This is a genomic window from Chloroflexota bacterium (assembly GCA_035652535.1).
Taxonomy (GTDB): domain Bacteria; phylum Chloroflexota; class UBA6077; order UBA6077; family SHYK01; genus DASRDP01.
The window spans coordinates 1-9,914 of the sequence record DASRDP010000030.1 but is presented as its reverse complement, the minus strand read 5'-3'; the positions used below and the strand labels follow the sequence as shown (position 1 = coordinate 9,914).

The 9,914-nt window shown below is 67.6% G+C and carries 10 protein-coding genes; 5 read left to right on the top strand and 5 right to left on the bottom strand.

Annotation, left to right across the window (positions count from 1 at the left end; genetic code table 11):
* The coding region (locus VFC51_04190) for a 2-dehydropantoate 2-reductase (GenBank protein HZT06206.1) at positions 1-287 on the bottom strand (287 nt) is incomplete at its 3' end.
* 241 nt (positions 288-528) lie between these two features.
* Between VFC51_04190 and VFC51_04185 the strand changes: the two genes are divergently transcribed.
* The 3 genes from VFC51_04185 (at position 529) to VFC51_04175 (ending at position 3,967) form a co-directional block, all read left to right on the top strand.
* Entirely contained in the window at positions 529-1,659 is a 1,131-nt protein-coding gene (locus VFC51_04185) for a S41 family peptidase (protein ID HZT06205.1), read from the top strand.
* Between the two features lie 135 nt (positions 1,660-1,794).
* Entirely contained in the window at positions 1,795-2,886 is a 1,092-nt protein-coding gene (locus VFC51_04180) for an LLM class flavin-dependent oxidoreductase (GenBank protein ID HZT06204.1), read from the top strand.
* 13 nt (positions 2,887-2,899) lie between these two features.
* Complete coding sequence (locus VFC51_04175) at positions 2,900-3,967, top strand: amidohydrolase family protein (protein ID HZT06203.1); 1,068 nt, start codon at positions 2,900-2,902, stop codon at positions 3,965-3,967.
* A gap of 375 nt (positions 3,968-4,342) precedes the next feature.
* On the opposite strand, the gene VFC51_04170 is transcribed toward VFC51_04175, so the two are convergent.
* From VFC51_04170 to VFC51_04155, 4 genes are all read right to left on the bottom strand, one after another.
* A complete protein-coding gene (locus VFC51_04170; protein ID HZT06202.1) occupies positions 4,343-5,398 on the bottom strand; it encodes a hypothetical protein in 1,056 nt (351 codons plus the stop codon).
* 107 nt (positions 5,399-5,505) lie between these two features.
* Positions 5,506-5,802: a MoaD/ThiS family protein gene (locus VFC51_04165; protein HZT06201.1), complete on the bottom strand. Its 297-nt coding sequence runs from the start codon at positions 5,800-5,802 to the stop codon at positions 5,506-5,508.
* Positions 5,799-6,968 carry an exo-alpha-sialidase gene (locus VFC51_04160; protein HZT06200.1) on the bottom strand — a complete coding sequence of 390 codons (1,170 nt, stop codon included), beginning with the start codon at positions 6,966-6,968 and terminating at the stop codon, positions 5,799-5,801. The genes VFC51_04165 and VFC51_04160 overlap by 4 nt, the downstream gene beginning before the upstream one ends.
* Positions 6,965-7,471 (bottom strand): MarR family transcriptional regulator, encoded by a 507-nt coding sequence (locus VFC51_04155; GenBank protein ID HZT06199.1) that lies wholly within the window; start codon positions 7,469-7,471, stop codon positions 6,965-6,967. Before VFC51_04155 ends, VFC51_04160 begins: the two co-directional genes overlap by 4 nt.
* 118 nt (positions 7,472-7,589) lie before the next feature.
* On the opposite strand from VFC51_04155, the gene VFC51_04150 reads away from it, so the two are divergent.
* The gene (locus tag VFC51_04150; GenBank protein HZT06198.1) at positions 7,590-8,660 is read left to right on the top strand and encodes an LLM class flavin-dependent oxidoreductase; all 1,071 of its coding nucleotides are present in this window, start codon (positions 7,590-7,592) and stop codon (positions 8,658-8,660) included.
* 125 nt (positions 8,661-8,785) lie between these two features.
* The gene (locus VFC51_04145) at positions 8,786-9,547 is read left to right on the top strand and encodes an iron-containing redox enzyme family protein (GenBank protein ID HZT06197.1); all 762 of its coding nucleotides are present in this window, start codon (positions 8,786-8,788) and stop codon (positions 9,545-9,547) included.
* Positions 9,548-9,914: the final 367 nt, after the last annotated feature.

Genomic DNA, 9,914 nt, shown 5'->3' with positions numbered 1-9,914 from the left:
GTTCCCTCCCCCACCAGCGGTCGCGTGTGCTCGGCGGCCGAGCGCGTGTCCCACGCCTTCACGCAGAAGAGCACGACGTCGGCCGTCCCCACGCGCGAGGGATCGTCCGTGGCTTGGGCGCCCACCACGGTGAAGTCGCCGAGGGTGCTCCGTACGGTCAGCCCCCGATCCTGGATTGCCTGCAGATGCGATCCACGGGCGATGAAGGTCACGTCTTCACCACGCGCCGCTAGCCGGCCGCCGAAGTAGCCGCCCACCCCGCCCGTGCCCATCACCGCGATTTTCATGGCTCCACCCCCAGGCGAGGATAGCGACGCGCCCACCGCGCGCGCAACCGTCCTGCCGATGCGGGCCACTACAATGTGGATGGCTTCCCACCCGCGCGCGGTGCTCCATCAACAAACGTGAGGTCCCCTCATCGTCGCTCCGGGTTCGCCGCGAAGGGCGTCCTTTGCGATCCTTCTGATTGCCATCGCCAGCTTCCTCGCGGGCGCCCAGGTCGGCCCGGTGTTCGGGATCCCCGGGCTGATGGCGGGCGAGCCGCTGACCGTCGTCCCCACGTTCCGCGTGTTCTGGGAAGCGTGGAACCTGGTCAACGCTCACTACGTGGAGCGATCCGCTATCGATCAGACGCGCATGACCTACGGCGCCATCGAGGGGATGCTCGACTCCCTCGGGGATTTCGGCCACACGCGCTTCCTGTCCCCCCAGGCGTTGAGGGACGAGCGCGAGGCGATCTCCGGCCGCCTGGAGGGTATTGGCGCCGAGCTGGTCCTTCGCGAGCAGGGCCCGACGATCCTGGCCCCGCTTCCTAACTCTCCCGCCGAGCGCGCCGGACTGAAAGCGGGCGACACGATCGTGCGCGTCGACGGCCAGGAGATCTTGGGCCTGTCCCTCGAAGAGGTCGTCCGCCGAATACGGGGGCGCGCCGGTACGAGCGTGTCCCTCACCGTCATCCACCAGGGCGCGACCGTGCTGACGGACGTCACCATCCAGCGGGAGCAGTTCACCGTGCCGAGCGTCACCTGGACGATGGCGCCCGGCACGTCGATCGCCCACGTGCTGGTCAGTCAATTCGCCGAGCACACGGGCGATCAGCTCGTCCAGGCGCTGAACGATGCCCGAGCCAGCGGGGCGTCGGGCCTGGTGTTCGACTTGCGCAACAATACCGGCGGCCTGAGGGACGAGGCGGTCGCGGTCGCGAGCCAGTTCGTCGGCGACGGCGACGTACTCATCGAACAGGACGCGCAGGGAACGCGCACGCCGGTTCCCGCGCGCACGGGGGGCGTGGCGCTGGACCTGCCCATGGTCGCTCTCATCAACGAGGGTACGGCCAGCTCCGCCGAGATCGTGGCCGGCGCCCTCCAGGACCACCAGCGCGCCAAGCTGGTCGGATCCACGACGGTCGGCACCGGCACAGTGCTGTCCACCTTTAACCTGACCGACGGCTCGGCGATCCTGCTGGGAACCCGTGAGTGGTTTACGCCCGACGGCCACCAGATCTGGCATCACGGCATCACCCCGGACGTCCCAGTGCCCCTCCCGGCGAGCGTTGCGCCCCTGAACCCGAACCAGGAGAGCGCCATGTCCCCCGAGGCTCTGCAGGCGAGCCAGGACGATCAGCTCCTCCGCGCGCTGGAGATCCTCGGCTCCCCCTAACGCGGCGCTTGTGGGAATTGCTCGCGCGCACTACTATGCTTCGACAATGTACACTGGGGGCTCGCCGGCGCAGCTACGCCCCGTCCGGTATGTGACGACGGGCGCTCGCGGCCGCGAGATATGAAAGGGAGCGAGATGGATTTTGGCCTTTTCTCAGAATCCGGCCATCGGCTGAACCCGAGGGCGGCCGACGCATATGACGAGGACCTGGCCGAGGTCATTCTGGGCGACCAGCTCGGCATGACCGAGGCATGGATCGCGGAGCCCAACCACGTGCGCCCCAACACGGTAACGCACGCGTATTTCCTCATGGCGCGCGCCGCGGCGGTGACCGACCGCATTCGGTTCGGCAGCGGCATACGCCAGCTCCCTCTCCACCATCCCGTCGACGTCGCGCAAGAGGCCAACGCCATCGACAACGTCACCCACGGCCGCTACATCTTCGGCTACGGCGGCACGCATCTGGTGACCCACGAGCAGCTTCAGATGCGCGGAATCGAGGTCGAGCGCGAGGAGACGCGCGCCATGGTCTACGAGTCTGTGGAGTTTCTCCTCCGATGCTTCACCGAGACGGAGCCGTTCGACTTCGACGGTCGCTACTGGCAGGGACGGAACGTGCACATCCTGCCGCGCCCCTACCAGCAGCCTCACATTCCCATCGCGGCCGGCTGCTCCGGCTCGACCGAGACGCTCGAGCTAGCCGCGCGCCATGGGTTCGCGCCCCTCCTTGGGCGCGGAACGGACTCGGCCGAGGAGCTTCGAAGCTGGGGAGATACATACCTCAGCGCCGCCGCCGCCGCGGGCCAGCCGGCATCGCGCAAGCAATTTCGGGTTGCGCACGTGGCCTACGTCGGCGAATCGGACAGCAGGGCACGCGAGGAGGTGTACGAGGGGTTGTGTCAGCTCATCGAGGATCGAAAGAAGGAGCCCGTCTACCTGCTGCGGCGCATCGATCCGGGCATGACCCTCGATGACGTCACCTTCGACTATATGCTCGAGAGCGGCTTCTACTGGGTGGGCGGGCCGGACACCATCTACCAGCGAATCAAAGACTTCTACGACGGCAGCGGCGGGTTTGGCACCCTGCTGATGTTCTGCGGGCTGCCCATCGCCCCGCCCGAGAAGATCGCCGACTCCATGCACCGGTTGATGGAGCAGGTGGCGCCACGGCTGGCGCACCTGGATCCCGACGAGTCGCCCGCCGTGAGCGGATCTCCAGCATCCTGAAAGGGGGAGCCCGATGGCCGTCAAGATCGACTGCGATTCGCACTTCCTCCCATTCGACGCGTTCGACGACGTCGATCCGAAGTTCCTCGGTCGGCGCCCCCACTTTATCGAGGACGGGGCGGGGCGGTCGGTCGTGATCTATAAGGATCGCGCCGAGCACGTGCCCTCGTTCATGTGGAACTACCCGACGTGTCTCGTCATGGGCCGCAGGCACCCGGGGACCTCGGACGCCGACGTGCGCGCGGCGGATCTGAAGAAGATCGGGTTCGATCGCCAGGTCCTCGTGCCCAATAACGCGCCGTACGCGTACGACGTCGACCCCGAGCTGGGAGCCAGCGTGTGCGCCGCCTACAACAACGCCGTGGCGCGCGCCCTCAAGCGCCATCCGGAGTTCATCGGCCTCGCCGTCATGCCGATGCAGGACGTCAGCCTGGCCATCAAGGAGCTGGATCGGGCGATCCTCGAGCTGGGCCTCCACGCCCCACAGATCGGCACCGCCATCAACGACCGAAACCTGGACGAGTTCGAGTTCTGGCCCTTCTACCAGCGGGTCGAGGAGCTGAACGTCCCCCTCATCGTCCACTGCTCGCACCTCGCCATCACGGCGGGCGCGCACCGATACCAGCGCTACCGTTTCGGCAATGCGCTCCAGTTTCCCGCCGAGTCCTCCCTCGCCGTGGGCTCGCTCATCTGCGGCGGCGTGCTCGACGCCTTTCCACGCCTGCGGGTTGGCGTGCTCGAAGCGGGGGCCGGTTTCGTGCCGTACCTCTTCGATCGGCTTGACGAAGTGTCGGTCGAAGAGCCCGATTACACGAAGATCCGCAACCGCCGCCTCGCTTCCGAATACTTGGAGAACTTCTGGTTCTCCTTCAACATCAAGGCGGAATCGAAGTCGATGGCGTTTCTCGTCGAACGATTGGGCGCCGATCGGCTCCTCATCTCCAGCGACTATCCCCACGGGCTCGCCGGGTCCGGCATGAACACGATCCAGTTCCTGGAATCGCTGGGCTCGATCTCGGCCGAGGACAAGGACAAGCTGATGGGGTTGAACGCCGTACAGCTGTTCAACCTCTCGCTGTAGGCAAGGCGTCAGCCCAGGGCGGGCGTTCTACCGGAGGGCGTGGATTCCGGGCGTCCACGGAGCAGAACGAGCGTCTGTGTTGCGTGGGGGCGAACACTCCCTGCGGGGAGCTCATGCGCCGATACTGGCATCCCATCGCGGCAAGCAGTCAGCTCCCCCGGCCGGGAACGCGAGCAGTTCGGCTGCTCGGCGAGGATCTCGTGCTCTACCGGGACCGCCAGGGGCGCCCAGGCTGATCCAACCGCACTGCGCGCACCTAGGCGATCTCCTCTCGATCGAGCGAGTGATCGATCGCCTTTCGAACCTTCGGGTCCCACATCGCTCGCGTCGGAGGGCAGCGGCGCGAACCGGTCGGCGCGCTGTCGGGCGCCCGGCCTATACACCCAACGGTGGGCGATCCCCGCGATCGCCGGTGGGAGGCGGTACGACCCAGTAGGCGAAGCCCATGCCGCAAGGAGACGCATAGACCGGAACGTAGTCGATGACGGTGCCAGGCGCGCCGTCGGCCACCGCGGCCGCGGCGATCCAGTTCCGCACCTCGCCGCTTCCGCTCGCCAGACCCCCGGTCATACCCGTGACGCCGAGAACCATATTGGCCAGAAGCGGCCGAACGTCGGGCGGCGCAACGGTCGGGTGGTTCCACCTCGCACCGTCCAGCACCTGCGCCATCGCGCGGGGCGCGCCGTCCCGCACGCTCTGCAGGATCGCTTGATCGAAGGTCTCGTCGAGGTAAGCCCCCGGCCACAACGGTGTGTGCCAGAGCCCTCCAGATCCCAGCACGGCCACTCGCAGGTCGAGCGGTGCCGCCTCGATGAGGGCGCGAACGGCCCGCCCAAGCTCGTAGCATCGGAGGCCCGTGGGCTGCGGGGGATAGTAGCAGTTCACGAAGAAGGGCAGGATGGGCACGCGGTAATCCGGGTCGATGTAGAACGACGGGTGCGTGAACGCGTGCCCCAGGCCGCGGTCCTTCTTCGGCAATTCTAGGCAAAAAGCGACGTCGAAGCCGTTTCGGATCAGACCCATGGTCAGGTGCTTACCCAGCTCCGGATGGCCGAGGACGTGGATCCGCTCCTCGCTGCTCATCTCGGGCCACCCCTTGCGCATCAGCCCTCCGCTGAACACGGGCGGCGGTGTCGCGTCGAACTCCTCCGCGCTGCAGACGGCAAACGCCGGAAAGTTGGCGAAGTCGAACTGCTCGTACTGGTCGTCCCCGAACACGAGCAGAACGTCCGGTTTCGCGGCGGCGAGCAGCTCCCTCAGCGTGGCGAACGCGGCCATGCACCGTCGATGCTTCTCCGCGTTCACCTCCGCCGAGTCCACCGGCACGTCGGCGCGAAGCGCTCGCCGTCCACGGCTCGTCGTCCACGTATCCGGTGAGTCGAAGAGATACGGCGAGTGCGAACACGCAGCCACGAACACGATCTCGGCCATGGGCGCAGCCTCCGCAGGTTGGCTGAGCCCACTCTACGTGCGCGGTCGGTCGCCCGTCAATCGGAGATCGAAGGCCCCCGGACGGTGCGCGCTCCCTCGCGCCGTCCTCAGCCGCCAGCGATGGCCCCGACCACCAGAAACGGCTCCGCACCGGCCGCGACGGCCTCGGGAAGCTGCGTGTCCGGCGACTCGTTGGACCAGTCTTCGCCGCACGCAAAGAAGCGCACGAGCGCCCGTCGTCGCTGCGTGGTGTGGTCGCGGATGGTCCCCCGCAGCATCGGGTAGCTCGCCTCGAGGGCGTCGAGAAGGGAGCGCTGCGTGACCGGTCCCTCCACATCGACCCGCACCTCACGGCCGACGCCTGCGAGGTTCCGAAGGTGGTAGGGAAGCACCACGCGGATCATGGCAACGTCTGGACCTCGACTGACACGACTGGCGGCAGATCTCGAACGATCGGCGCCCACGTCTCCCCGGAATCGGCGGACGCGTACACCTGCCCGCCGGACGTGCCGAAGTAGATGCCACACGGATCGAGCGAGTCGACGGACGTCGCGTCCCGCAGGACGTTGACGTAGCAATCCTGTTGCGGGAGGCCCTTGGTGAGCGGCTCCCACTCATTTCCGCCCGTCCGGCTCCGGTAGACCCGGAGCTTCCCATCGGGCGGAAAATGCTCGGAGTCGCTCTTGATGGGGATCACGAAGACCGTGTCCGGCTCGTGTGCGTGGACCTCGATGGGGAATCCGAAGTCGGTGGGGAGATTACCGCTGACTTCGTGCCAGGAATTACCGCCATCGTCGCTGCGCATGACGTCCCAGTGCTTCTGCATGAAGAGCACGTCCGGCCGCGAGGGGTGCATGGCGATGCGGTGCACACAGTGGCCGACCTCGGCGTTCGGGTCCGGGATGTAGGTTGAATGCAGGCCGTTGTTGATCGGCCGCCACGTGGCCGCGCCGTCGTCGGTTCGAAACGCGCCGGCCGAGGAGATGGCGATGAAGATCCGCTGGGGATCGGTCGGGTGCTGAAGGATCGTGTGCAGGCACAGACCGCCCGCGCCCGGCGACCACGCCGATGCCGTCTGGTGGGTGCGCAGCCCGGGGAGCTCCTGCCACGTCCGGCCGCCATCCGTCGTGCGAAAGAGGGCCGCGTCCTCGACTCCCGCGTAGACCATGTCCGGGTCCGCTCGCGAGGGCTCGAGGTGCCATACGCGCTTGAACTCCCACGGGCGCGGCGTGCCATCGTACCAGAGGTGGTCGGCCACCTCGCCCTCGTAGACGAACTTGTTGCTCTCGCCCTTCGGCATGCCGTCCGGCGTCGTCATCGGCTCGCCCGGCGGCGTCCCGGGCTGGAACCAGGTCTTGCCGCCGTCGTTCGAGCGCTGAATGATCTGCCCGAACCAGCTGCTCGTCTGCGACGCGTAGAGTCGATCGGGGTCCACTGGAGACCCCTTGAGGTGGTAGACCTCCCAGCCCGCGAAGTGAGGGCCGTCGACACGCCACGAGTTGCGCTTCCCATCTGACGTGAGGATAAATGCGCCCTTGCGCGTGCCAACGAGAACTCGGACACTGCTCATGAGTCACTCCTTTTGCCGTCGATGATCGATCCGCCGCGCCGCCGGAGCGCCTCCCGCCAGGCGTCTGGACCGACGCGGCTGATGGAATCCTGGACCTCCTTCCAGGCTGGAAAAGCCTCCTCCACCTTTCGCCGCCCCGCCTGCGTCAGGCTCAGCGGCCGGCGGCGATGGTCGGGGGCCGAAGCGGTAGCGACCCAGCCGTCCCGCTCGAGACGCGCCGCGCTCCGCGTGAGCGTTGTGTGCTCCAGACCGAGCAGCTCGGCGAGCTCGCCAACCGATGTGGGCCCCTTCAGGGCGAGCGCCACGAGGATGGAGAACTGGGTCGCGCGCAGGCCGTGCGGGCGCAGCCTCTCGTCGTATAGCCTGGTAATGGCGCGCGCGGTCTTGCGCGCCGCCAGGCAATAACAGGCCCGACAAGCGGAGAGGTCCACGTCCGCGGCCATGGTGTTCAGTGTATATACACGAAACGTCAGGGTCAAGCGCGCCCGGTGACCGGGGGGCACCGACCGCCGCCGGAGCTCCGTGCCCGCCCACCGCTCGCTTGCCTTCCCCCCCGACGCGCAGCATACTGCTGGCACACGAGGGGCGAGCGGTTGCCAGCATCCCCGTAGGAGAGACGACATGCGGTTTGGGGCTCATTATCTGCCGACGTACATCGCCAGCCTCGACGGGCCGGTGGCCGCCTTCTATCAGCACATCTTCGAGCAGGCGGAGCTGATGGACACGCTCGGGGTCCATGACCTCTGGGTCACCGAGCATCACTTCCACGAGTACGGCGGCACCATCTCCAACCCGCCCACGTTTCTCGCCGCCGTCGCTCGCACGACTCGCCGCATCCACCTGGGCGTCGCGGTCAGCGTTTTGCCGCTCCACAACCCGGTCCAGATCGCCGAAGCCTACGCGATGGTGGACAACATCTCCAACGGGCGGCTCGAGTTCGGGATCGGGCGAGGCTCGACGCCGCCCGAGTTCGCCGGCTTCGGTGTCAGCCAGGCCGATAGCGCCCTCCGCATGCGCGAGGCGGCGGAGATCATCCGCCAGGCCTGGACCGATGAGACAGTGAACTTCCACGGCGAGCTGTTCAGCTACTCGGACATCCGCGTCCTCCCCAGGCCGGTCCAGCAGCCGCACCCCACCATCTGGGTCGGCGCCTCGCGCAGCGACGACACGTTCCGCTGGGCGGGGGAGAAGGGCTACAACCTCATGACGCTCCCCTACATGTATGAGCCGCCCGTCCTCCAGCACTGGGTGGGCGTCTACAAGGACGCGCTCTGCGCCGCCGGTCACGACCTGGCCGCGCACGAGATCCTTGGCAAGTTCCACATCTACGTCGCGCCCAGCGATCGCGAGGCGCACGAGCAGGCCGCGAAGTACTTCGGCAACTACGAGACGCTCACCCGAGAGCGGAACACGCTGGTTCGCCAGCCGAACGGCGTCGCGCGCGACCGGCACGACATCGACAACGAGATCGAGACGGGGAACGTGATCGCGGGCGACTCGGCGCGAGTGATCGAGATCATCCACCGCTGGAAGGAGACCATCGGCCTGACCACGATGTCCGGCACGTTCCACTTCGGCGGCATGCCCCAGGAGCTGGCGCTCCGGAACATTCGGCTCTTCGCCGAGCGCGTGATGCCCGAGTTCCCCCGCGAGGCCGCCGCCACGGCGTCATCGGCGTCGGGACGCGGGTAACCAGCCTCGCAGGACGGGGGTTGTCCCCCGTCGAAATAGCGCCCGCGTCGCCCTGCGACCCCGTGTCGTATGCTTTGGGCATCGGGGCCATCCGCGCCGGCGGGCTGGCGCAGGGGAGGTTGAACATGCTGTCTCCCGACGACTTCATCGACGAACTGTGGAGCTACGCCAACGAGGTGCCGATGATTCAGCACCCGTGGTTTCAGGGCATCATCCAGCACCGGTGGACCCGCGAGCAGATCATCCTCGGCGAGGCGCAGCACTACCTCCGCGTGCGGACCAACCCCATCTACTTCGGCTACATCGCCGTCAACGCCGTCGCCGACAAGCAGTATGGCCTGATGGACACCGTGCTGGAGAACTTCATGGAGGAGCTGAGCGGCGAGCGTACCCACGTGGACATCATGCTCCAATTCCTCGAGGAGGCGGGGATCACCCGCGAGGAGGCCGACCAGGCGGAGCCCGCGCCGGGCACCTCGGCCGCCATCGAGATGATCGTCGGCTGTTGCCAGCGCCGGTCCGCCCTCGAGGGGCTGGCGATGCTCGCCTTCGTCGAGAGCCAGCACGGCGGGCCAGACGGCGTCGCTGCGAACGTGTATCGCGAGCTGACCGGCTACTATGGCTTCTCTCCGCGCGCGGCCGAGACGTACCACCTCCACGCCACTCAGGACGTTGGCCACGGCCGCCGACAGATCGACCTGATCCGCGCCGCGGCGACGGACGAGGCGACCCAGGCGCGCGTGCGAGACGCCGCCAAGCTGGGCATCACCGCCTTCACCCTCGAGTGGGACGGCCACGTCCAGGCCATGACCGGCGAGCGCACCTTCTGGAGTGGCGTCGCCCCGCTGAAGCTCCGACAGCCCCGCGTGCGTCTCGCCCACCGTTGAGGAAGCGTTGACGCCGGCGCGATTGCTTCGGGTGACCGGGCACCCCCTCACCCTCACCCTCTCCCCCTGCGAGGGGGAGAGGGGCTGTCCGCTCCTTCCCCCCTTGCGGGGGAAGGTCGGGATGGGGGGTTATCCCTTCCCTCACCATCCCACGTCGACGGGGGAGAGGCGCCGTCCGCTCCTTCCCCCCTTGCGGGGGAAGGTCGGGATGGGGGTCATCCCTTCCCTCACCCTCCCACGTCGACGGGGAAGAGGCGCCGTCCGCTCCTTCCCCCCTTGCGGGGGAAGGTCGGGATGGGGGGCCATCCCTTCCCTCACCCTCCCACGTCGACGGGGAAGAGGCGCCGTCCGCTCCTTCCCCCCTTGC

Coding starts and splice junctions, on each gene's coding strand:
- VFC51_04180 (HZT06204.1), top strand. CDS start 1,795: ATGGATTTTGGCCTTTTCTCAGAATCCGGCCATCGGCTGAACCCGAGG.
- VFC51_04150 (HZT06198.1), top strand. CDS start 7,590: ATGCGGTTTGGGGCTCATTATCTGCCGACGTACATCGCCAGCCTCGAC.
- VFC51_04160 (HZT06200.1), bottom strand. CDS start 6,968: ATGAGCAGTGTCCGAGTTCTCGTTGGCACGCGCAAGGGCGCATTTATC.
- VFC51_04165 (HZT06201.1), bottom strand. CDS start 5,802: ATGATCCGCGTGGTGCTTCCCTACCACCTTCGGAACCTCGCAGGCGTC.
- VFC51_04145 (HZT06197.1), top strand. CDS start 8,786: ATGCTGTCTCCCGACGACTTCATCGACGAACTGTGGAGCTACGCCAAC.
- VFC51_04175 (HZT06203.1), top strand. CDS start 2,900: ATGGCCGTCAAGATCGACTGCGATTCGCACTTCCTCCCATTCGACGCG.
- VFC51_04170 (HZT06202.1), bottom strand. CDS start 5,398: ATGGCCGAGATCGTGTTCGTGGCTGCGTGTTCGCACTCGCCGTATCTC.
- VFC51_04185 (HZT06205.1), top strand. CDS start 529: ATGGCGGGCGAGCCGCTGACCGTCGTCCCCACGTTCCGCGTGTTCTGG.